The sequence below is a fragment of the Agrococcus sp. GCM10030265 genome, from assembly GCF_042666675.1.
Classification (GTDB): domain Bacteria; phylum Actinomycetota; class Actinomycetes; order Actinomycetales; family Microbacteriaceae; genus Agrococcus.
Window position 1 is genome coordinate 71,053 of sequence record NZ_JBHTCZ010000008.1, and the last position, 22,198, is coordinate 93,250.

The 22,198-nt window shown below is 71.2% G+C and carries 21 protein-coding genes; 13 read left to right on the top strand and 8 right to left on the bottom strand.

The genetic code is table 11. From position 1 onward, the window contains the following. Nucleotides 1-96 precede the first annotated feature (96 nt). The 3 genes from ACFQPP_RS14680 to ACFQPP_RS14690 all read right to left on the bottom strand — a co-directional run bounded on the left by ACFQPP_RS14680 (nt 97) and on the right by ACFQPP_RS14690 (nt 2,460). The gene (locus ACFQPP_RS14680; RefSeq protein WP_376917402.1) at nt 97-627 is read right to left on the bottom strand and encodes a hypothetical protein; all 531 of its coding nucleotides are present in this window, start codon (nt 625-627) and stop codon (nt 97-99) included. A 373-nt stretch (nt 628-1,000) separates the two neighbouring features. Further along, complete coding sequence (locus ACFQPP_RS14685) at nt 1,001-1,342, bottom strand: YciI family protein (protein ID WP_376917403.1); 342 nt, start codon at nt 1,340-1,342, stop codon at nt 1,001-1,003. Between the two features lie 131 nt (nt 1,343-1,473). Then, nucleotides 1,474-2,460, bottom strand: a complete 987-nt coding sequence (locus ACFQPP_RS14690) for a DUF5937 family protein (protein ID WP_376917404.1) — start codon at nt 2,458-2,460, stop codon at nt 1,474-1,476. A gap of 59 nt (nt 2,461-2,519) precedes the next feature. On the opposite strand from ACFQPP_RS14690, the gene ACFQPP_RS14695 reads away from it, so the two are divergent. Genes ACFQPP_RS14695 through ACFQPP_RS14710 form a run of 4 tightly spaced genes read left to right on the top strand, consistent with a single transcriptional unit; the run spans nt 2,520 to nt 4,663 of the window. After that, nucleotides 2,520-2,939 (top strand): cupin domain-containing protein, encoded by a 420-nt coding sequence (locus tag ACFQPP_RS14695; RefSeq protein ID WP_376917405.1) that lies wholly within the window; start codon nt 2,520-2,522, stop codon nt 2,937-2,939. Nucleotides 2,940-2,965: 26 nt separating this feature from the next. Next, entirely contained in the window at nt 2,966-3,181 is a 216-nt protein-coding gene (locus tag ACFQPP_RS14700) for a three-helix bundle dimerization domain-containing protein (RefSeq protein ID WP_376917424.1), read from the top strand. Continuing rightward, a complete protein-coding gene (locus ACFQPP_RS14705; protein ID WP_376917406.1) occupies nt 3,174-4,049 on the top strand; it encodes a hypothetical protein in 876 nt (291 codons plus the stop codon). Before ACFQPP_RS14700 ends, ACFQPP_RS14705 begins: the two co-directional genes overlap by 8 nt. Then, nucleotides 4,046-4,663: a hypothetical protein gene (locus tag ACFQPP_RS14710; RefSeq protein WP_376917407.1), complete on the top strand. Its 618-nt coding sequence runs from the start codon at nt 4,046-4,048 to the stop codon at nt 4,661-4,663. Before ACFQPP_RS14705 ends, ACFQPP_RS14710 begins: the two co-directional genes overlap by 4 nt. 40 nt (nt 4,664-4,703) lie before the next feature. Here ACFQPP_RS14710 and ACFQPP_RS14715 read toward each other — a convergent pair whose 3' ends face one another. Then, nucleotides 4,704-5,525, bottom strand: coding sequence for a hypothetical protein (locus ACFQPP_RS14715; RefSeq protein ID WP_376917408.1), 822 nt, complete (start codon nt 5,523-5,525; stop codon nt 4,704-4,706). 506 nt (nt 5,526-6,031) lie between these two features. Between ACFQPP_RS14715 and ACFQPP_RS14720 the strand changes: the two genes are divergently transcribed. From ACFQPP_RS14720 to ACFQPP_RS14730, 3 genes are all read left to right on the top strand, one after another. Then, on the top strand, nt 6,032-6,631 hold the full coding sequence (locus ACFQPP_RS14720; RefSeq protein ID WP_376917409.1) for a hypothetical protein: 600 nt from the start codon (nt 6,032-6,034) through the stop codon (nt 6,629-6,631). 229 nt (nt 6,632-6,860) lie between these two features. After that, nucleotides 6,861-7,427 (top strand): hypothetical protein, encoded by a 567-nt coding sequence (locus ACFQPP_RS14725; protein WP_376917410.1) that lies wholly within the window; start codon nt 6,861-6,863, stop codon nt 7,425-7,427. Nucleotides 7,428-7,570: 143 nt separating this feature from the next. Then, on the top strand, nt 7,571-8,116 hold the full coding sequence (locus ACFQPP_RS14730; protein WP_376917411.1) for a hypothetical protein: 546 nt from the start codon (nt 7,571-7,573) through the stop codon (nt 8,114-8,116). Nucleotides 8,117-8,151: 35 nt separating this feature from the next. Here the strand turns inward: ACFQPP_RS14730 and ACFQPP_RS14735 are convergent, their stop codons facing one another. Beyond that, the gene (locus tag ACFQPP_RS14735) at nt 8,152-8,475 is read right to left on the bottom strand and encodes a hypothetical protein (protein ID WP_376917412.1); all 324 of its coding nucleotides are present in this window, start codon (nt 8,473-8,475) and stop codon (nt 8,152-8,154) included. Nucleotides 8,476-8,928: 453 nt separating this feature from the next. On the opposite strand from ACFQPP_RS14735, the gene ACFQPP_RS14740 reads away from it, so the two are divergent. Next, on the top strand, nt 8,929-10,116 hold the full coding sequence (locus ACFQPP_RS14740) for an IS30 family transposase (protein ID WP_376917413.1): 1,188 nt from the start codon (nt 8,929-8,931) through the stop codon (nt 10,114-10,116). A gap of 58 nt (nt 10,117-10,174) precedes the next feature. Here ACFQPP_RS14740 and ACFQPP_RS14745 read toward each other — a convergent pair whose 3' ends face one another. Together ACFQPP_RS14745 and ACFQPP_RS14750 are read right to left on the bottom strand one after the other, a co-directional pair. Then, nucleotides 10,175-11,041, bottom strand: coding sequence for a hypothetical protein (locus tag ACFQPP_RS14745; RefSeq protein WP_376917414.1), 867 nt, complete (start codon nt 11,039-11,041; stop codon nt 10,175-10,177). A 100-nt stretch (nt 11,042-11,141) separates the two neighbouring features. After that, entirely contained in the window at nt 11,142-11,732 is a 591-nt protein-coding gene (locus ACFQPP_RS14750; RefSeq protein ID WP_376917425.1) for a recombinase family protein, read from the bottom strand. Nucleotides 11,733-11,973: 241 nt separating this feature from the next. On the opposite strand from ACFQPP_RS14750, the gene ACFQPP_RS14755 reads away from it, so the two are divergent. Beyond that, a complete protein-coding gene (locus ACFQPP_RS14755; protein ID WP_376917415.1) occupies nt 11,974-12,732 on the top strand; it encodes a hypothetical protein in 759 nt (252 codons plus the stop codon). Between the two features lie 394 nt (nt 12,733-13,126). On the opposite strand, the gene ACFQPP_RS14760 is transcribed toward ACFQPP_RS14755, so the two are convergent. Beyond that, on the bottom strand, nt 13,127-13,708 hold the full coding sequence (locus ACFQPP_RS14760) for a TetR/AcrR family transcriptional regulator (RefSeq protein WP_376917416.1): 582 nt from the start codon (nt 13,706-13,708) through the stop codon (nt 13,127-13,129). Between the two features lie 45 nt (nt 13,709-13,753). Between ACFQPP_RS14760 and ACFQPP_RS14765 the strand changes: the two genes are divergently transcribed. The 4 genes from ACFQPP_RS14765 (at nt 13,754) to ACFQPP_RS14780 (ending at nt 21,749) form a co-directional block, all read left to right on the top strand. After that, entirely contained in the window at nt 13,754-14,791 is a 1,038-nt protein-coding gene (locus ACFQPP_RS14765; RefSeq protein WP_376917417.1) for an NAD(P)-dependent alcohol dehydrogenase, read from the top strand. A gap of 78 nt (nt 14,792-14,869) precedes the next feature. Then, a complete protein-coding gene (locus tag ACFQPP_RS14770; protein ID WP_376917418.1) occupies nt 14,870-18,130 on the top strand; it encodes an efflux RND transporter permease subunit in 3,261 nt (1,086 codons plus the stop codon). A 66-nt stretch (nt 18,131-18,196) separates the two neighbouring features. Continuing rightward, entirely contained in the window at nt 18,197-19,672 is a 1,476-nt protein-coding gene (locus tag ACFQPP_RS14775) for a DUF2510 domain-containing protein (RefSeq protein WP_376917419.1), read from the top strand. 76 nt (nt 19,673-19,748) lie between these two features. After that, nucleotides 19,749-21,749, top strand: a complete 2,001-nt coding sequence (locus tag ACFQPP_RS14780; RefSeq protein WP_376917420.1) for a DEAD/DEAH box helicase — start codon at nt 19,749-19,751, stop codon at nt 21,747-21,749. Nucleotides 21,750-22,198 lie beyond the last annotated feature (449 nt).

Genomic DNA, 22,198 nt, shown 5'->3' on the forward strand with positions numbered 1-22,198 from the left:
GGGCTCATGACGGAGCGATCCCTCGCTCCGGATCGTCGCCGTCGCTCCGTTGCCACAGCCGTCACGCTCTGCGACGTGGTGACGGAGCACCGCTGCTCACCAGATCCACCGCTCTCCGGCGAGCACGTGCTCGCCGAACGACGACCACGTTCCTGCGCTGACCAGTACGACGGCGGCAACGCTCCAGAGCACGCAGACGCGTCCGGAGGCGCGTCGTGTGAAGGAGAGCGTCGTGAAGGCGCCGAGCGCGAGCGCGATCGCGGGCGAGATCCAGAACGTCGCCACGACAGACGCGAGGCTCCAGTCGCCCATTCGCCAGGGTTGTGCGACCTCGATGCTTCCCTGCAGCCAGAAGCCGTCGTAGAGGAAGAAGAGGACGGCGAGCAGTGCAGCGACCACTCCGAGCGAGCCGATGATGACTCGCGTCGCGAGGATCCGCGCGTCGGCTGCCACGCCGATGGCGATGAGCGCGACGACGATGCTTGCCTGGGCGCCGAGCTTCACGAGCATGCCGCCAAGACGGACGGAGCCGACGTCCCCGCCGAACGGGATCGCGACCGCGAACGGCTGCAGGAGCGCGAGCATCAAGGCGACGATCGTGATCGCAGCGAGGTACTTGGCGAGCACGAGGCGTCCCTCCGACACGTCGGGCGTCGTCGTCGCCGGTGTCGACGCAGCCGAATCGTCGGAGATCATCGCCGCTGACCGTAGGACGGCCGCCGGTGCGCATCCTCTGCTGCGACTGGACGCCGGTCGACCGCAACGACGGCTTCGGACCGTCGTGCGCGGGACCGGTCGCCGATGGATCGATGCGGCCGAAGGGCAGACGATCGTCCTGAGGCCGTCTTCGGCGTCGTGCTCGACTGCGATCGGCCACGACGGCGGCAACTCCGTGCGGCCGTGCCTCGAGCCGCGCGACGAGGGCGGGCGCGAGGGCGAGCAGACCGTCCCGCAGGATGAGGTCGGTGACGGTCGGCGCGCACCCCGCGCTCGACGACGTTCAGGCCTCGAAGGCCGACATGTCGACGATCTGCCGCACCGCCACCTCGCCGTACTTGGCTGTGGGGATGCGCGCCGCGAGGCGGACGGCCGACGCGAGGTCGGGAACGTCCACGACGTAGTAGCCGGCGACCGTCGACCCGGAGGTCGGCGCATCGGCTTCGACGACCTCGCCGTCGCGAACCGTGACGACTCGCGCCCCCTCGATGGGGTGGAAGCCGGCCTCGTGGATGCTGACGCCGGCCTCTGCGAGCTCGGCGTCGAGCGCGAACCAGTCCTGCACCTCACCGTCGGCGGGCGTCGCGGTGGTGGGGTCGTAGGAGTAGACGAGTGCGTACTGCATGGTGCGTCCTTCGCTCGGTGTCCGTCGAGGTGCGGAGCGACCCGCGGCCGTCCGTCGCGCTTCACCCTCGGGGCCGCGGAGCGTGCGGTGCGACCCTTTCGACCGTCGTCGAAAGGGCGGGCAGGCGTCGATCAGGTGGCGCCCGCGACGAGCGCATCGCCGAGCGGCGTGCGCGCGTGCAGCACGGCCGAGCCGACCCGCCGCGAGTCGACGAGCCCCGCTGCCCGGAGCACGGCGAGATGGTGGGACGCGGTCGAGATCGCGAGCGTGGTCGCCGCAGCGGCCTCGGTCGTCGACCGCGGCTCCTGCAGGCAGCGCAGCATCCGGGATCGTCCATCGCCCAGGAGTCCCGCGAGCGCCCCGTCCGCGGCGGCGCCGGACTCCGTCCAGGTCTCCGTGACGCCGAGGGCGGGATAGAACAGCGTCGGCTGCGCCGGCGGCTCCGTGAGCGCTGCACACCGCCGCGACATCACCGACGGCACGAGCACGAGGCCGCTGCCACGGCAGTCGAGGATCTCCTCATGCTTGGCGAGCGCGACGCGCACCGCGTCGGGCGCCCACGACACCGCGGCGTGGATCGAGCCGACCATCTCGGCGATGCCGTGCGTGCTCGTGCGCCGGGCCCTGGCGCCGATGTCCGCGCGCAGCATGCGCTCGATCGTGACCCACGCCGTGCCGAGCGTCGCATGCCAGAGCTCCTCGAACGCGTCGGCGATCGCCGCACGTGCCCGCTGCGGTTCCTCCTGCATGCCCAGCAGCAGCTCGCGTGCGCGGCCCTCGGAGCGCACGGCGCGCTTGCCGAGGTCGACGCGCATGGCATCGAGGTCCGCGACGCGGAGCCGGGTGATCTCCTCGTCGGGCGAGAGATCCCATGCGGGCGTCGATGTGAGGAAGTCGGGCATGTAGCCGTCGTCGCCGACCACGAGTCGCAGCATCGCGAACGCCCGGTCGGGCACGGCGTCGCGCGTGATGCGCAGCCAACCCCATTGCAGCGAGTGATGCTGCGGGTTCGCGAGCACGCGCACCGCGTGGCACAGCTCATGCCCTGGCGACAGTCCGAAGCGGATCGCGGAGATGTCGTCGGGTGCGAGCCGGAACTCCACGACCTTTCGATCCACGACGAAAGGGTAGCCGCCGCCCCCGGCCGGCCGGATGGTCGAGATGGAGAGGAGCCGACGTGGCCACCCACATCCCCGCAGATGCGATCCGCATGGAAGCGTCGCGCACGCTGCGCTTCGTCGGCGCCGAGCACGGCTCGGGCATCTCGTTCTTCCTCGTGACGAACGAGCCCGGTCAGGGCCCCGGCCTGCACAGGCACCCGTACACCGAGACGTGGACGGTGCTCGAAGGCGAGGCGACGATCCGCGTCGGCGACGAGACGATCGTCGCCGTCGGCGGCGACACCGCTGTCGTGCAGGCCGAGACGTGGCATGGCTTCACGAACACCGGTACCGGAGCGCTGCGCATCATGTGCGTGCACGCGTCGCCCGAGATCATCCAGGAGTGGATGGTGGACGAGCAGGTCGTCGGTCCTGCGGGTTCGTCGGCCTCTGCACGTCGCCCTTCACGCTCGCGCGGTGCCAGGCGCTCCACGTGACCACGATCGTCGACCATGAGGCCGTCGTGCGCCAGGAGTACCCGGACATCGGGCCGGGCGTCGTCGAGAGCACGACTCGCGAGGAGCTCGGAGCGCTTCGAGACCTTCCCGTCCAGGACTGCCTCGTCATCCTCACCGAGCGCGCAGCGAGGACGCGGCTCGAGAGGCGGTCGTCCGTCGCGCGCCGACCATCCGGCGATGCGCGCGCCCAGGCGCGTGTGTCACGGTCGGCGCATGCATGAGGAGCTCGGCGCCTCGACCGGGCGCGCGACCGTCGCGGCGTCGAACGTCGCGCGTGCGCTCCTCGTCGCTGCCCTGGTCGTGCTCGTCGGGGTGGAGTCGTACGGCATCGTGATCTCCGCGGTGAAGGCCGAGCTCTACGACGACATCGGCTGGCCGGCGTATCTCGCCTCGGAGTGGCCGCAGCGACTCATCATGACGCCCGTCATCCTGGCTGCGGCGGCGGCCGCAAGCAGATCCCGGGCTCTTGCTGCGGCGGTGGCCGTGGTCGTCCTCGCGTGGGCGGTCGCCTGTGCGCTCATCCCCGCGGACCTCCCGCATCAGAGCTACCCGTGGGGCCGTCTCGACTCGTGGGGCTGGCATCTGGAGGACCATCCGGGGGTCACGGTCCTCCCGGGGGAGGTCGCGCCGACTCGCGCGCTCGGCGTCGCGCTCTGCGGCGCGGCAGCAGGCATGCGCGCGGGCCTGCCGACGATGGGCAGGATGGGTGGGTGGGCGTCGGGTGCGACCGTCGCGCTCGTCGCAGCCGGTGCGCTCGTGGTGTCGGGCAGCGTGCTCTTCCAGGGCTGGTACCCGGTGCTGCAGGACGCGCTGCATGCTCTGGGGGTCGTGGTGGGCGTCGCGTTGCTGGTGGCGGGACGTGGCAGTGGCGTCGCGATCATCGCGATCGTGGGCGTGCTGATCTCGCTGCTGCTCGCGTGGGACGCGGCGTGGGTGCTGAGTGCGGGTGCGTGGAACATCTTTCCCCTCGTCGGGGGCTCTGCGGTGCTCTGGCTCGTGGTCGTGCTGATCGCGCTCGCAGCCGTGCGCGTCGACGCCAGACGCCAGGCGCCAGGCGCGATGGCGTCGCCTACGGTGGGCTCGAGATGAGGCACGACGAGACATCCGAACGCCGACGCGGACCGACGGATGGCGTGCGCGTGCTCGACTGGGCCGTTCGGCTGTGCCTGCTGACGGTCGCCGCGGTCCTCGTCATGGGGATGCTCGGATTCGTCCTCGTGCGGGCCGATCGGGTCGTGCCCGGCTGGGCGGTCGGTGCCGTGCTGCTGGTCGCCACGATCTCCCTGGCGGTCGTTCGCATGCTGGTGCGTCGTCATGCGCGAGACGTCGAGGGCGCGGGACCCGGTGGTCGACGTCGCCCGTGGTGGATCGTCGCCGCCGCCGCGCTCGGCGTGGTCGCGGGCGTCGGATCCGTCGCCGACCTCCCCGCGACGTACACCGTGCTCACGCCTGGGGGGCCGGGAGCCTGCCAGCTGGCCGTGCGCGAGCATTCGTTCCTGTTCGATGGCGGAGGCGAGGTCTACGTCGCCGGTCCCGGCGGCGTCGCGATGCAGGTCGGCTCGTGGACCGCAGACGATGGCGGTCAGCCGGTCGCCTCGGGCTCGTACGCCCTGCGGTGGAATGGCGACGATGCGCTGCTCTCGCTGTCGAGCGATCCCGGCAACCCCGTCTGGCCCTCCGAGCTCGCGGTGTCCTGCCCCTAGTCCTCCTGCTCTCGTCGTCGCAGCCCCCGGGATGCGATGGTCAGGGGAGATGCCGCATGGCCGGCCGCGCCTGCGGCCACGTGCGGGTCGCAGCGATCACGAGCAGCAGCGATCCCATCGCGCCGACGAGCGTCTGGGCGATCGCGCCTGCGGTCTCGGCATCCGTTCCCCATGGCACCATCACCTGCATCGCGAGCGCGCCGAGCGCTCCGAGGCTGGACAGTCCGAGCACGGCCAGGACCGCGCTGCGCAGACGCACGGGTGGTGCGCCGCGCGCCGCGACAGCCGTCCGACCCACCGCGAACCCCGCGGCGCAGCCGACCAGCGCAGCGGCCAACGCGAGCATGGAGCCGATGGCGATCGTCAGGCTCACCTCGTCCTCGCCAGGTGGGCGCAGCCACACCTCCGCATGCGCCGCGACGAGCGGCCCCGTGCTCGCGTACGCCGCGACGAGCAGCGCTCCGAGCAGGATGAGGTCGCCGTCCGTGCGCCCCCATCCGGTGTCGACTCCCGATGCCGCCTCGGGCGTCGTGGGCGCCGTCCGGAACGCCCCCACCGTCGTGATCGCGATGACGAGCACGGCCCCGGGCATCCACACCCAGGCTGAGGGCGTCAGCGCACCCGCCAGCTCCGAGAGCGTCGGCGAGGCTCGATTCGAGAAGGTCCAGGCCACGAGCGCGAGCCAACCCGTCGCGAACAGCAGCTGCGCGACGATCGCCAGCGCGATCCGGGGCGCACGAGACCCGCGCGGGTACGCGCCGCGATGGATGATGCAGACCGCGGCGCCGCACAGCCCGGGCACGGCCCCGCCGATGGCGATCACGATGAGGCTGAGGACGGCCCCCACATCGTTGGCATCCACGTCGGGACCGTAGATCTCCAGGAAGGTCGGCACCACACCAGCGCTCGCGAGCGCTCCGCTCCACACCGCAGCCCGTCGAGCGACGCGGGCGCTCGTGTGCCGCCACGACTCCTGCGTCACCGTTCCGCCGATCATGCGGCCACCATCGCATGCGCACCTGGCTCGACGCATGACCGTCTCTCGCGCCTCGCGACATGAACGGGCTGCAGTGCAGCGACGACTGGCTCACTGCAACTGCAGAAGGAAGTCGATGCCGCCACCCCTCAGCGGGCATGGGAAGGCCACTCCGCATCCGCGAACAAGGGCGTTGAGGCGATCGAGCTGTGGAGAGCACGCTCCTCGATCTCGGCATCTGACCCGCGGGAGACAACTGCCGAACGTGGTGCGCTGACCAGTTGCGACCGCGATCGGTTCTGGCACGTTGCCGATCCCCACTACCCGCTGCGCAACCGCCATCCAGGCACAGCAGGGGTTGCGCACCGGCCGTCGCCCTACGATCAACGGCGATGACTTCCGACGACTCGGCTGCGTCGACCGCGGCGACGACGCGCGACGTGTCGGAGGGACGCCTCGTGCTCGCCTGGTACCTCGCTACATTCACGATCGTCGCCTTGATCCTCGCGCTCCTGCAGCCGTTCGCGGTGGAGGTGCCGTTCCAATCGGACGATGTCGGGCATGTCCGGCTCGGCGCCATGCTCGCGAAGTTCGGCGCACAATCTGGCATCGTCGCCGGGCTCATCGCGATCTCAGTCACGGTGCGCACCCGGACTCACGCCATTCGGGTCCCTCTGGCATCGCTGACGGTCGTGGGCGCACTGCTGGGCGGACTCTTCTTCATCTACGACGGGTTCTGGATGCAGCTCGGACTCGAGATCGTTGACCCTCGATGGGTCGGCAATTGGGGCTTTGCGTCGCTGATCGCGCTGTTCTGGATCTCTCCCGCGATCGGGCTCGTTCTTGACGCTGCCATCACTCTCGTTCGCAGCCGCCGGGGGCCTGCACACGTCTGCGTGACGGGAAGCATGGCCGCCCTGCTGCTGATGGCAGCTGCAACGTGGTCGATGTTCGGCGAGCACCTGCTGGCCGGGAACGACTGGATCTGGTGACCGCAACGTGTCACGGCGATGGTTGCTCGAGTGTTGAGACCGCTCGAGCCGAGGCCGCATCGCTCGCGGCATCGCTGCCGAGTGGGCGGCGCAGTGCGGCTCGCCGTCGACTCGCGCTCTTCGTAATCGAGCCGTGCTGCGCTCAGGAGATCTACGACGTCCCTGCAGGCGGGCCCGTCATCCTGCAGTCGTGAAAGCTCGACGTCTTTCGGCGCTGACAGTGGCTGGCGTGCTCGCGCTCGTCGGCTGCGCGAACCCGCCGCCGTACGATCAGCCGCGATGGCGTGACGCTGCCCAGCAAGCCCTCGTCGACGCCGACGCCCTACATGACCGGTACGTGCCGGACGACCTCGAGGTCCTCGCGACGGCACGCGTCGATAGGTGTGCCGACTACTTTCGGGCCACGCAGCTCTTCGAACCGCACCACCTCGAGCCTGGCTGCAACGTCTACGACGTGACCGTGATCGCCCTCGACCCCTCAGATCCCGATGCAGCGCTTGCGCTCACCCATGACCGCCTGCTCGCAACCGGTCTCAACCCCTTCCTCGAGACGTACTCCGGGACGATCCTCCTGCCCGTTCCCGGCGCGACGCTCGCCTCACGCCTGGTCGAGTCGTCATCGAACATCTGGAGCGTCCGCTGGGATGCCCTCGACAACACCGGCCGCGACGCACGACTGCTCGGGGCATGGGGTGACGCCCTCGTCGCCGTAGACCTTCGCGAGAGCCCAGTCGTCGACTGCGATTGCGTGCAATGGTGGCTCATCATCGAGACGCCCTACACGGCCCACGCATGAGCGCTCACCGCGGCATGCTCTGGCGCCTGCTCTCGCTCCCCCTCGTGACCCTGCTCGCAGGATGCGCCGCCACCTCGACACCGTCACAGTCGCCGCCCACAGCACCACCCCCCGCACCTACCGCGTCCATCGACGTGTCATCCGTGCCCATCCCCACCATCGCTGAGCTCGCAATCCCCGTCGGCCTCGACGACGCCACGCGCACCAGCGCGGTCGTCGAAGCGGTGAACCGCTGGCTCAGCGCCGGCATCGGACCGGAGGCGCTCGACCTCGCCGACACCGCCGAAGTCAATGACGACCCGGACGCCTATGCCGGGGGCGACCTTTGGGCCGGCGACTTCGCTCTCCTCGTCGCACGCGCGCAGACACCCATCCACGCTGAAGCCCTATTCGGACCCGAGTGGCAGACCTCGATCTCGCCAACGACCATCAGCACCCTCGAGGTCATGAACGCCGCCGACCTCACGGAAGCGCTCGTCGGGTACCCGACCGTCGCCACCAGCGGCGGCCCCTACTCCGCCTCGGAGCTCGAATCCACCACCGTGAATGCCGACGGGAGCTCCACATACGCCCTGCAGGTCCGCAATGGCGACGGCGGCCACAGGACATGGGCCTTCACCACCACTGAAGTCGAAGGTCGCACGGTCCTTCTCGAGCCGTTCGACCTCGTGCTCTCGAGTCATCCGTAGCATCCTGTTGCGCAGCGTTCTCGTTTCTGGCGAAGTCAGGCTGCCCTGGGTTGCCAGCGGATTGCGTGCAAGAGCACACCGACCCCCAGCAGCGCGATCACCAGGAACAGACAACTGGTGTCGAACGGAGCAGCCCGGACCTCCACGCCGCCCCTGACCATTCCGTAGGTCGCGTCGCACCCGAAGAACGGCCACCCCCGCGGCCCGACAGTTCCTGAGCCGGCATCGATAGGGGCGCCGTCGAAGACGGCGTCGGGATCGCAGGACCGATGCATGAGCCACCAACTCGCGATCACTCCGAAAAGTGCTCCGAAGATCATGACCATCCCGAGAATCACCCGCGCAGCCTGCCAATGCATCGCCAGAGCGAACCACAGCGGCCTTGACGGGGCTAGTTCTCCGGTGTCAGATGCTGATGCTTGCGCCTACGGTCCGTCACGAGGATGGCGCACACTGCAGCGGCGCCAGACGATGACAACGGCGTAGACCCACCACCACACGTCTGGACCCGGCCGACCGAGAATCCCAGAGATCCGGATCAGTGCTGCGAAGCTGCCGACGAGAAGTAGTGACGACGCTACATGGGCTTGCCACCGCCGCACGCGGTTCACAAGTGCATCGTTGAGCAATCCAGCCGGGTGACGCCGCATTTCGGGCTGAATCTGCGCGGCCGGCTGACGCTCGAGCGGTTACCGCCCGCAAGTAGCGGGGCGTCGCGGGTAGACCGTCGTCGCCAGCCACGGCCCTGGGCGCCGGAAACGATGGCGGTCTCAACCGGTCAATGCACCACCCCGTGAAGAATCGATCCGGAGGTGCGTGTGGCGTTCACGAGCGAGCAAGAGGACGAGCTGTGGGAACTCTGGGGCAAGGGTGAGCCGAGCCGACTGATCGCCCGCTCGTTGCGGTCGAACGCGTCGGCAGTGAACAGGCATCTCGCGAAGCACGGCGGCGTGCGTCCAGTGCCACGGCGACGGGGTCGCCAGCAGCTGACCCTCGAGCAACGCGAAGAGGTGACGCGCGGGATCGCCGCCGGCCTGTCGAGTCGCGCGATCGCTGCGCTGATCGGACGGGCGCCGTCGTCGGTGTCGAGGGAGATCGCCCGCAACGGTGGCCGCGACGCGTACCGGGCAACGGTCGCGGATGCAGCCGCGTGGGAGCGCGCCAGGCGACCGAAGATGTCGCGGCTCGGGTCGCACCCCGAGCTGCTGCAAGTCGTGCGGGAGCGGTTGGAATCGGATTGGTCGCCGGAGCAGATCGCGCACTGGCTGCGGCGGGAGCATCCGCAGGATCATCGACTGCGGATCTCGCACGAGACGATCTATCGCTCGATCTACGTCGCCAGCCGTCAAGAGCTCGGCCGCGAGTCCGCCAAGCACCCCCGTTCGGGGCGGTCGGTACGGCGTGCGAGGGCGCCGAAGCGCGCCCACGGGCGCGGCGTACTGCGCAACATGACGTCGATCCGCAACCGGCCTGTGAGCGTCGTCGACCGCTCCGAGGTCGGGCACTGGGAGGGCGATCTTGTGATGGGGGCCCGCCCGTCGGCGGTCGCGACGCTCGTCGAGCGGTCGACCCGCTACGTCCGTGTCGTCCCACTGCCCGACGGCTACAAGGCAGCCCAGGTGCGTTCAGCGATCGCCGCCGACCTCGCCTCGCTCCCGCCGGGGCTGCGCAAGACGCTCACGTGGGATCGCGGACGCGAGATGGCAGAGCATGAAGCGCTCGCAGCCGACCTGGGCATGGGCGTGTACTTCTGCGACCCCCGATCGCCCTGGCAGCGGGGCAGCAACGAGAACACGAACCGACTCCTCCGGCAGTACCTCGCGAAGGGTGCCGACCTGCGCAAGTTCTCTGCGGTCGAGCTCGGGGGCATCGCGGCTCGGATCAACTCGCGCCCACGACGCGTGCTCGGCTGGGCAAGCTCTGCGGAGGCGTTCCTGCCTCATCTTTACGGTGAGCCTTCGACAGCAGCTCATGGCCCTCTTCCGCTGCCGAGGGCCTGATGACCCGTGACAGGCGTGCCGCACTTGACCGAGCGGAGCGCGCTGCGTTTAGCAACGCTCAGCGCGACGTGTCGTAGCGCTCGTCATCATGCTCCTCAGATGCAGTCAAGACCGCTCCCGCTTCGAGATGGATGACGTACGAATCGACACCCCTACTGCCGGTGTCGCGAGTCGAGGGCACGTCTCGAAGCAATTCCTCGCTGCCGACGTAGCGGAGTGCCTCGACTCGTTGGACCGAGCCCTCGATCCGGACGAACTCAGGCGCGGCGTGCGCGGGCTCGACGGTGCCGTCGCGGCGGTCGATCGCTGGCGACGGGCCCTCGAGATGCAAGTAGGTGTCTGCGACGAAGTGGATCTCACGGGTCTGAGGAAGCGAGGCCCACCGGTCGGGCTTGCGGGGTGTGACACGCCACGACAGTCGGTCCCCAGGGCGTACGTCGAACCCCTCCTCGTCGAGTTGCCACGCCGAGATGATGATCGTGGCCGGGTCTGCCCACGATCCGAGGGTGCCGAGACGGTGGTCGAGGCGAAGCACGTCGGGCGTGAGCATGATGGGTGTCCTGGTGGCCTCGGCCGCGAACGTGACAATCGAGCCGTGGAAGCGATCCCGCGTCGCCTCCTCAATTGACGAGGTGCTCAGCGCTTTCAGCGCCTCGGATCCGTGTCCACCGCCGTGGCTGACGAGTGCGAGCGACTGAACGACACCCTCGATCCGCACGTAGCTGGAGTCGATCCCGCCGGCCGTGAGGTCGTAGAGGTCGAACAGGTACGAGACGGCGGTGCTGTCGATTGCGAGCCCGCTCCCACGCGGTAGCACGCGTGCCGCCAACGAGAGCCACTCGCCGACTCGAACATCGAGGCCGTCCTCACTGACTGCCCAAGGCGCGAGGAATACGGGCACGGCACTCGGCGTCTGCGCTTGCACGCGCTGAGCATAGAGCGAGCGCAGCGCCAACCGGGCCGACAGCTCCAGGCGGGCCCGGAGCATCAAGACCGACGGCGGTCGCGATCTGTCACGGGCCTGATCACCCGTCGGCGTCCTTCAGCGCGTTGGATCGGCGGTAGAACGTGGCCCGCGACATGCCGAGATCGCGTGCGACCTGCGCGGCGGGCGTGCCGCTCTCGACGAGGCGGAGCGCGCTGCGGACCTGGCTATCCGTGATCCGTCGCGGGCGCCCGCCGAGGTCCTGGCCAGCCGCGCGTCGCTTGGCAATCGAGTCGGTGGCGCGTTCGCGCTTGATCTCGTGCTCCATCTGCGCAAGCGCGGCCATGATCGTGAAAAGCATCGACCCCATCGGCGTCGAGGTGTCGACGTCACCGCCGCCCAGATTCAGCACGCGCAAGCCCGCTCCGCGGGCGCGCAGCTCGTCAGCGAACGCGAGCATGTTCTGCGTCGAGCGCCCAAGGCGGTCGAGCGTCGTGATGACGAGGGTGTCGCCCTCGATCAGCGCCTCGAGCGCGCGATCGAACTGCGGCCGCGACGCTCGAGCGCCAGAGGCGCCGTGATCAACGTACAGATCATCGCGCCGCACACCCGCGGCCAGGAGGTCGGCCTGCTGGCGGTCGGTGGACTGCTGCCGCGTCGAGACCCGTGCGTAGCCGATCAGCTTGCCCATGTGCCGCTCCGGTGTCTCGAAACCGACGATCATTACCCGGATTCAACCAGACAGTTGCGAGACATAGTTGCGAGACTCTCCGAGCTGCGGAACGTGGCTACAACCGTCCGCGGCTTGCTGCTCGTTGCGAGACGTCTCATATCCCTAGGGCTATGAGACGCCGGCATCTCGCACTTTGCTCAACCGCACGACGCACAACTCGGAGATGACTTCGAGGGTGCGACACGGAATAGTCGATCGGGTGACCGGATTCGCGGAGAGAGCCGAGCAGATCGCGGCTCACCTGGTTGGCCACGCAACGGGAGCTTCGGTCACCGTCCACGATAGAGACGGCCGCCAGTCCGCCGTCGACTACATCCTCGAGTGGCCCGATGGACGGCGAGGTGCCCTGGAAGTCACACTCGTCATTGATCCAACATCCATCGAATGGCAGGGCAAGGCTGCGAAGGAGAGATGGCGGTGGCCAGCAGGAACGTCCTGGGACTTTCGTCCGGCTGAGAAGAACTTCCACTACAAGCGGACGCGGCAGGCAGTCCTCCGCGCTGTGCAGCTTTGCGACGCATGGGCAGTCGACACCCCTGCCGACCTCCCCGCGGAAGTCCTAGCGATAGAGAACGATGTGAGCAGCTTCCTCGCCGATCAAACGGGAACTCTGCGACGTTCGCCGTTCAGCGCGGGAGTCACGGTCTACCCGTGCGTCCGTGCTGAGTTTCGCGCACCGACAGACTTCTCCCAGGTCGTAGAGAGCTGGCATGTCCAACCTCACCTGGCTTCACACATCGAGAAGGTCAGGAAGGCCCCTGATGTCACGGAGCGGCATCTGTTCTTGGTCCCGCTCGACGACGTGCTGCCAGAGAAGTTCTTCACCGACGATTTCGAGGTCCCTCAACTCCCTCCCCAGGGCTTTGGTGGGGTAGATGCCCTTTGGTTCTGGTCCAACTATTGGCATCGATGCCTCGTTTTCAGCGATCAAGAATGGCGCTGGCTTGACCTCCCTTGACCTGTGTAGGGGCGTTGCATGTCGTGCCCGGTAGCGTGCGAGCGTCGGAGCCGGCTTCACGCTCGACCGTGGCCGGTGGTGCGTTGACCGGTTGAGACCGCCATCGTTTTCGGCACATCGGCCGGCGAGGTCGAGAGGGTGGGGACACGCCGATGCCGCGTGTGCCGAAACGCTGCACCGAAGCCGAGACGTACCGAGACGCCACATGAACCCGTGTTGGGCATGTCGACGCGCTGGGCCGTCGCGTGCGGACAGCGGTCGCCGCAGCGGAGGTGAGCCCTCTCCGCGATCGCGCCGTGCCCGCAGCCGCCCCGCATCCTTCGCGCACGACGCACCCGACGGTCGAGCCGCAGGTGCAGCGGAGCGGCACGTCCGCGTCAGGCCTGGTGCCTCGTCAGGCCCGCTTGGGTGTGCAGAGCCCTCCGCGGATCGTCGCGGCGAGCGCGGCGCGGCGGCGCGCGTGGAGGCTCGGCGCGTCGAGCTCGGTCGCGACCGCGGTGAGCGACTGCTGCGCCCAGGTGGCCGCGGTGGCGAGCAGCAGCGCCCAGGCGTCGGCCGCCTCCACGTCGTCGCGCACGGTGCCGAGCCGTTGCTGCTCGGCGATCTCGCGCACATGGTCGGAATCCGTCGACTCGCGGCCCGTGTAGAGGAACCCGTGCGGCTCCCGCTCGAGCCGCTTCCACATCACGAGCCGCATGAGCGCGGGATCGCCGACGTAGTCGTCGTAGAGCCGAGCGGCGTAGCCGGGGAGGTCGTCCGGCGTGAAGGGCACGCGATCGCCGTTGCCGAGCACGTGGTCGTCGAAGACGGCGTCGAAGAGTCGGTCCTTCGCGCCGAAGTAGGCGTACAGCATGGGCTTGCTCATGCCCGAGCGCGTGGCGATGCGATCGACGCGCGCACCGGCGATGCCGTGCTCGGCGAACTCGGCCGTCGCGGCGTCGAGGATGCGTCGGCGGGTGTCCTCGGCGGTCGTCACGCAGCCAGGGTAGACGATCTACCAACCGGTAGGTAGTATCGCGGCATGCAGACCACCGCCTTGCTCTCGTCCGCGCCCGGCCAGCCGCTCCGTCCGACGGCGATCGAACGCCGTGCGCTCCGAGCCGACGACGTCGACGTCCGCGTCACGCACTGCGGGGTGTGCCACAGCGACCTGCACGCCCTGCGATCCGGTGCCGCGGGCTCCTTCCCGCTCGTGCCCGGCCACGAGTTCGTCGGCGAGGTCGTCGCGGTGGGCGATGCCGTCGAGCGCTTCGCGCCCGGCGACGCGGTCGCGGTCGGCAACATCGTCGACTCGTGCGGCACGTGCAGGATGTGCCGCGCCGAGCAGGAGAACATGTGCGAGGAGTTCCCGACCCTCACGTACGGCGGTCGCGATCGCGTCGACGGCACGCCGACGCTCGGCGCCTACGCCGGCCGGTACGTCGTCGGCGAGCGCTTCGTCTACCACCGACCCGCGAACCTCGACCCCGCCGCCGTCGCGCCCCTCATGTGCGCGGGCATCACGGTGTACGAGCCGCTGCGCGCGTGGGGCGTGGGCGAGGGCACGCGGCTCGGCGTCGTGGGGCTCGGTGGCCTCGGCCACCTCGCCGTGCGGCTCGGTCGCGCGCTCGGGGCGGAGGTCACCGTGCTCACGACGACCGCCGCGAAGGCGGCCGACGCGGCGAGGCTCGGAGCATCCCACGTGGTCGTCTCGACCGACGCCGAGGCCATGGCGGCTGCGCGCAGCACCCTCGACCTTGTCATCGACACGGTCTCCGCACCGCACGACCTCGCTCCGTATCTGCGCACGCTCGACCTCGACGGCACGCTCGTCACGCTCGGCTACCTGGGATCGCTGTCGGTCGAGGCCATGGACCTCCTCACCGCCCGCAGGCGCCTCGCCTCCTCCGGCAGCGGCGGCACCCGCTGGACGCAGGAGCTGCTCGACCTCTGCGGCGAGCACGGCATCGCCGCGGACGTCGAGGTGCTGCCGGCATCGCAGGTCGACGTCGCGCTCGACCGGCTCGCGGCGAACGACGTGCGGTACCGCTTCGTGCTCGACCTCGCCGACCTGGGGTGACGTCCTCCTCCCGGAGGAGGTCCACGGACGGTACCAGGGGAGGACGCCGGCCCGCGCGACGCGGAGGATGATGGATGCGTGCATCTGCTGTCCGTCGCGAGCCTCGCCAACCGCGCGCTCGTCGCCCTCGTCACCATCTGCGTCGCGATCTTCGGCGGCGTCGCGCTCACGAGCCTCCGCACGGAGCTCGCGCCGGACATCACGCTGCCGCAGGTCGTCGTCGCGTCGCAGTACCCGGGGGTGAGTCCCGAGATCGTCGCGAGCGACCTCACGGACCCCATCGAGGACGCACTGCAGTCGGTGCCGGGGCTCGAGACGACCACCGGCACGTCGACGACCGGATCCTCGACGGTCGTCGCGGCCTTCACGTACGGCACGAACCTCGCCACGACCGAGCAGCGCGTGCAGCAGGCCGTCAACCGCATCGCGTCGCTGCTGCCGGAGGGCGTGACCCCGACGGTGCTGACGGGCTCCATCTCGGATCTGCCGATCATGCAGCTCTCGGTGCCGCGAGGCGACGACGAGGCTGCGCTCGTCGATCGCATCGAGCAGGTCGTGCTGCCCGCGATCGAGCGCCTCGAGGGCGTGCGCGGCGCGGACGTCGTGGGCGCCGAGGGGCAGCGCGTCACGATCGTGCCGAACGACGAGGCCCTCGCGCAGGCGGGTCTCGCCCGCCAGGCGATCGGCGACGCGATCGAGCAGAACGGCGTGCTGCTGCCCGGCGGCACGATCACCGAGGGCGGCGAGACGCTCAGCGTGCAGATCGGCGGCACGCTGCAGAGCGTCGACGAGCTCTCGGCCGTGCCCGTCGCGCCGGGCCTCACGATCGCCGACGTCGCGACCGTCGCGCTCGAGGCCGATCCCGCGTCGTCGGTGTCGATCGTCGACGGCGAGCAGTCGATCGGCATCTCCATCACCAAGCTGCAGACGGCCAACACCGTCGAGGTCTCGAACCTCGTGCAGGAGCTGCTACCCGAGCTCTCGAGCGACCTCGGCGGCGTCGACATCACGGTCGTCTTCGACCAGGCCCCCTACATCTCGCAGTCGATCGACGCGCTCGCGACCGAGGGCGCGCTGGGCCTCGCGTTCGCGGTCATCGTCATCCTCGTGTTCCTGCTCTCGGTGCGCGCGACGCTCGTCACGGCGATCTCGATCCCCACGTCGCTGCTCATCACGTTCATCGGCCTCTGGGCGACCGGCTACACGATGAACATCCTCACGCTCGGCGCGCTCACGATCGCCATCGGCCGCGTCGTCGACGACTCGATCGTCGTCATCGAGAACATCAAGCGGCACCTCGCGTTCGCGCCCACGCGCATCCGGGCCATCCTCGACGCCGTCCGCGAGGTCGCGGGCGCCATCACGGCCTCCACGGTGACGACCGTCATCGTCTTCCTGCCGCTCGCGTTCGTCACCGACGTCACGGGCGAGCTGTTCCGGCCGTTCTCGCTGACGATCTCGATCGCGCTGCTCGCATCGCTGCTCGTCGCGCTCACGATCGTGCCGGTGCTCGCCTACTGGGTGCTGCGCGCCCCCGCGGGCTCGCCTGCGGCGGCCGAGCGATCCGACGAGGAGGTCGCAGAGCCCCAGGCGCCCGTCGCCGCGCCCGTGCCGCACCACGCCGCCCCGCGGCGCACGCTGCTGCAGCGCGTCCTGCGGCGCCGCCCGGCCGCGCAGGCCGCGTCCGCCGCGTCGTCGCCCGCCGTGGTCGCACCCGCTGCGGCACCCGCGCGGCCCGAGCCCGAGGAGGCTCCCGGCCGCCTGCGGCTCGGCTTCCGACCCATCCTCGCCTGGGTGCTCGCGCATCCGGCGGCCGTGCTCGTCGGCGCCGTCGTCGTCTTCGGCGGCAGCGTCGCCGCCGCGCCGCTCATGGCGATCAACTTCCTCGGCGACACGGGCCAGACGAGCGTGCGCGCGTCGCAGACCCTCGAGCCCGGCGCCTCCCTCGAGTCGCGACTCGACGCCGCGACGGCGACGAGCGACGCGCTCGGCGAGATCGACGGCGTCGAGATCGTGCAGGCGACGGTGTCGCAGGGCGCGAGCGCGCTGTCGGGCTTCGGCTTCGGCGGCGGCGGATCCGGCGAGGTGTCGTACGCCATCACCGCCGAGGAGGGCGCCGACATGCCGACGCTCATCGAGCGGATGCGCGACGTGCTCGCCGACCAGCCGGGCGAGACCACCGTCGCCGAGGCCGGCGGCGGATTCGGCGGCAGCGACATCCTCGTCGACGTCACGGCGCCGACGGAGGCCGAGCTCGCGGCCGCGACGCAGGGCGTGCGCGACGCGGTCGCCGACCTCGACGACGTGGCAGCCACCACCGACAGCCTCGAGGCGGCCCAGCCCATCGTGCAGGTGACGATCGACAGGCAGGCCGCGGCGGATGCGGGCCTCGGCGAGGTGGCCGTCGCAGGCCTCGTCGCGCAGGCGATGCAGCCTCAGCCCGTGGGCGACATCCAGCTCGAGGGCGCGGTCGTGCGCATCTACCTCTCGCCCACGGGCGACGTGCAGACCCTCGACGCGCTGCGGCAGGTGCCCGTGCCGACGCTCGCGGGCGTCGTGCCGCTCGATCGGCTCGCCGACGTCGAGGAGTCGCTCGGACCGGTGAGCATCGCCACCCTCGACGGCGAGCGCACCGCGACGGTCACCGTGACGCCCGCGAGCGACGACGTCGCCGGCGTCGGCGCGTCGGTGCAGGAGGCCGTCGACGGCCTCGACCTCGCCGACGGCGCGTCCGCGACCGTCGGCGGTGCCGCCGCCGACATCGAGGAGGCGTTCACGCAGCTCGGCATCGCGGCGCTCATCGCCGTCCTCCTCGTGTACGTCGTGATGGTCGCGACGTTCAAGAGCCTGCTGCAGCCGCTGCTGCTGCTCGTCTCCGTGCCGTTCGCGGCGACCGGCGCCATCCTCATGCAGCTCGTCACGGGCGTGCCCCTCGGCGTCGCATCCATGGTGGGCGTGCTCATGCTCGTCGGCATCGTCGTGACGAACGCCATCGTGCTCGTCGACCTCGTGAACCAGTACCGCGACCGCGGGCTCGGGGTGCGGGATGCGATCGCCGAGGGCGCCGAGCGACGCATGCGGCCCGTGCTGATGACGGCGGCGGCGACGGTGTTCGCGCTCATCCCCATGGCGCTCGGCATCACGGGGCACGGTGGCTTCATCTCGCAGCCGCTCGCGATCGTCGTGATCGGCGGCCTCGTGTCGTCGACGCTGCTGACCCTCGTCGTGCTGCCCGCGCTCTACCTCGTGGTCGAGGGCGCGCTCGAGCGCCGTCGCGTGCGCAAGGGCAGGGGCACGCGCGCGCAGGTACGCTCTGAGCTGCGCGCTGGCAGCGCGTAGAGGCGCCTCACAGCCGCAGCACGAGCGCGGCTGATTCACTGTCTCGTCCGTCTCGTGGAGGACGTCATGCCCAGCTTCCTGATCGTGCACAGCCAGCCGCCCGGCGGCCGTGCCGACCTGTTCGCGCAGCCCCCGACGATCGACGTCGCGGGCTTCGGCGCGCGCCTGGACTGGGGCGACGTCACCCTCGAGGTGCCGCCCGGCGATCATCGCGTCGCCATCTCGGTGGCGCCGGTCGCCGGTGGCCGCGAGGGCGCCGTCCTCACGGTGCGCGTGCTGCCCGAGACCGGCACCCGCATCTCGTTCTCGCCGCCGTCGGCGCCGGGCCAGGCATCCACGCTCCATGTCGACGGGCAGTGGCCGGCGGATGCCGCGATGGCGTACTACGCCGCGCGTGACCGCCGCGAGCTGACGCCCGTCGCGCGACCGGCGCCCGCGCAGCAGGTGCCTGCGCAGCAGGTGCCGCCGCAGCAGGTGTCCGCGCAGCAGGCGCCCGCGGCCCAGCCCGCGTCTGCATCGCAGCCCGCGCCGACCGTGCCTCCCGTCGGCCCCGCCATCGGATCGACGGGGTCCGTGCCGATCGTCGCGCCCGCATCGAGCGCACCCACCTTCGGGCAGGTGCAGGGCGCCGTGGTCGAGCCCGGCGCGCAGCAGCCGCGCCCTGCCGCGGCGCCGCATCCCGCCTCCGGCGCCGCGTGGCATGCGCCGCAGCCCGCGTCGTTCGCGCCGCCGGCGCAGACGCCGCCGCCCGGGTCGTTCGCGCCGCCGGCACATGCGCCTCAGCCCGGGTCGTTCGCGCCGCCGGCGCAGACGCCGCCGCCGCGACCGCAGCCCGTGCAGCAGCCGCCGGTGCCCGGCCACCCGGTGCAGCAACGGCAGCAGCAGCCCGGCCAGCCGGTGCAGCAGCGGCCGCCGATGCCCGGGCAGCCGCTGCAGCAGCAGCCGGCACAGCCCGGCCGGCCCGTGCCGCCCACGGCGCAGCCGCCGCTCGCTGCGCAGCACGCGCCGCAGCAGCCGCCCGGGCAGCACGCGCCGCAGCACCCCGGGCCCGCGCAGCGGGTTCCCGGCCCGTCGCCGCAGCCGCACCAGCCACCGCTGCAGCAGGTCGCGCCACCCACCGCCGCGCCTCAGCATCAGCCGCCTGCGTCGGCGCAGCAGCCGCATCCCGGGCAGCGTCCGCTCGGGCAGCCGCACGCCCAGGCTGCGCACGCCTTCGGTCCGGGCGCGCAGCGGCAGCAGCCGCCGCAGCCCGGCGCGCAGGCGCCGGCCTTCGGGCACCAGCCCGTCGTGCGCCGCGACGTCTACGGTCGCGACCGCGTCGAGGGCGACCGCTCGGCGCCGCCCATCCCCACGCCGAGGCAGTTCGAGGACTTCGCCCGCGCCGAGCGCGAGCGGCACGATGCCGAGGCCGTCGCCGCGACGCGGCAGCAGCAGGGCTGGTACCCCGATCCGTACGGCCGCTCCGACGTGCGCTGGCACGACGGGGAGCGCTGGACGCCCTCGGTCCTGCGCCAGGGTCGTCGTGAGCACGACCCCGTCTGAGCGCATGCCGTAGCGTGGAAGGTCCACGCGGCCGCGGCTTCCCGCGCCCGTGACGCATCCTTGGAGAGCGAGCACGATGCCCCGTCCGCAGCGAGAGCCCGAGCGCGGTCGCGCCGATCGATCCGGAGGCCGTCAGGGCGCCGGCCGCCCAGGCGACGGCGCGCCCGGCGCCGGTCGCGCGGGTGCGGGCCGAACGGGGTCGGGCCGCGCAGGTGCCGGCCGCGACAGCCGCGCGGGCCGCGCCGGCACGGGCCGCGACGCGGGTGCCCGACGCCGCGACGAGCGCGATCCCTCGCGCCCCAGCTGGGAGCCGCGCGAGCGGCCGTCGCGCTGGCAGCGCAACGTCGATCGCGACGAGCAGCGCGGATACGGCGACGCCGCCGGGCGCGACGACCAGCGCGGCGGAGGTCGTCGCAGCGACCGCGACCGCGACGGCGGCGTGCAGGGTCGTGGCCGCGGCGGCGAGCGTCGCGGGCATGCCCCGCGCGGCGACCGCGAGGATCGCAGGGCGGCCGTCGAGCGTCGCGCAGCCGGCCGCGATCCCATCCGCGACCGCGCACGCGATCGTGCGCAGCGGCCCAGGGGCCCCGAGGCGGGGACGTCGTACCGCGACCTGCGCGCCGGTCGTGCGGCAGCGGGTGGCGAGCGGCAGCGACCCGTCGGCCGCTCGGTCGGCGGCGAGCGCGAGCGGCTCGACGACCGCGCGCGCACCGACGATCGCGCTCGGCGCGACGACCGCACGGCGCAGCACCGCGCGCGAGACGGCCACGCGCCCCGCGTCGATCGAGCCCGCACCGATGGCCGCGTCGACTCGACCTACTACCCGTCGCGCGCCGCGCAGCCCGGCGCATCGGACGACGTGGTGCACGATCGCCTCGACGCGACGGCCGTGACGCAGGAGGTCGACGGCGTCGACTTCGCCGACCTGGGACTCGGAGCCGGCATCGTCGGTGCGCTCGGCGGGCTCGGCGCCCGCGCACCCTTCCCCATCCAGGCCGCCGCGATCCCGGAGGCGCTCGCGGGGCGCGACGTCCTCGGCCGTGGCCGTACGGGATCCGGCAAGACGATCGCCTTCGTCGCGCCGATCGTCGAGCACCTGCTGCGCACCCGCCCCGAGGGAGGTCGCACCGTCGGGCGCCCGCCGCGTGCGCTCATCCTCGCGCCGACGCGCGAGCTCGCGATGCAGATCGACCAGGTGGCGCAGGCGGTCGGCCGTGCGGTGGGCATGTTCACGACGACGATCGTCGGCGGGGTGCGCCAGGGCCCGCAGGAGCTGGCGCTCGAGCGGGGCGTCGACATCCTCATCGGCACGCCCGGTCGCATCGAGGATCTCAGCGAGCAGGGCATCCTCAACCTCGGCCGCGTCGAGGTGGCCGTGCTCGACGAGGCCGACCACATGTGCGAGCTCGGCTTCCTCGAGCCCGTGCAGCGGCTGCTGCGGCGCACGCGCCCCGACAGCCAGAAGCTGCTCTTCTCGGCGACGCTCGACTCCGAGGTCTCGACGCTCGCGAAGGAGTTCCTGCGCGAGCCGGCCGTGCTCGAGGTCGCGGGCGAGGATCAGGCGTCGGGCACCATCGACCATCACGTCCTCGTCGTCGATCGGTACGACAAGGATCCGGTGCTCGAGCAGCTGGCGACGGCGCCCGGCCCCGTGGTCGTCTTCGCCCGCACCCGCGTGTACGCCGAGCGGCTCGCGCAGCAGATGCAGGCAGCCGGCATCAAGGCCGCGAGCCTGCACGGCGATCTCACGCAGGCGCGCAGGCAGCGCAACCTCGACGACCTGCACCGCGGACGCATCGACGTGCTCGTCGCGACCGACGTCGCGGCGCGCGGCATCCACATCGACAGCGTGGGCCTCGTCGTGCAGGCGGATCCGCCGGACGAGCACAAGACGTACATGCATCGGTCGGGCCGCACGGGCCGCGCCGGCAGGCAGGGCACCGTGGTGACGGTGATCGCGCCGTCGCGTCGCGCACGGATGCAGGAGCTGCTGCAGCGCGCCGAGATCCAGGCGCCGATGGTGCCGGTCGCGCCCACGGACGACGTGCTCGGCATCATCGGCCTCACGGCGCGCTGACGGGCTCCGCGCCCGCTCGTCGCGCCGCGCCTCCGCCGCCGCCCGCGTCGTGGCGGGCGCGCGGTCGGTCGCGTCAAATGGCGAGACACGCCCGGGATTCGCGTCCGATTCGTCATGCGGACGCCCCGCCCCATAGTGTTCTTTCTCGTCACCCCAAAGGTGCCGGCCCCGGAAGGGATCGGGCCTCAAGCGGGGGCCACCTCCACTCCCAGCGCTGGCCGACAGGTCCTCGACCTCGTCGCCTGCACTGCACGGTGGAGCACCGCTCGCAGCGGTTCGACTCCCTCGGGAGGCGACACGCCGGACTTGCTCCGGCGGAGCGCGGGTGGTAGGTTTCACAGGTTGCCTTCGCGAGACTTCGCAGGCAGCCTCAGGGCCTTGATGCAAACCCCTTGGTGGGGTGCGGTCGAGAGCGCCCGATCCTTGAGAACTCAACAGCGTGCACAATG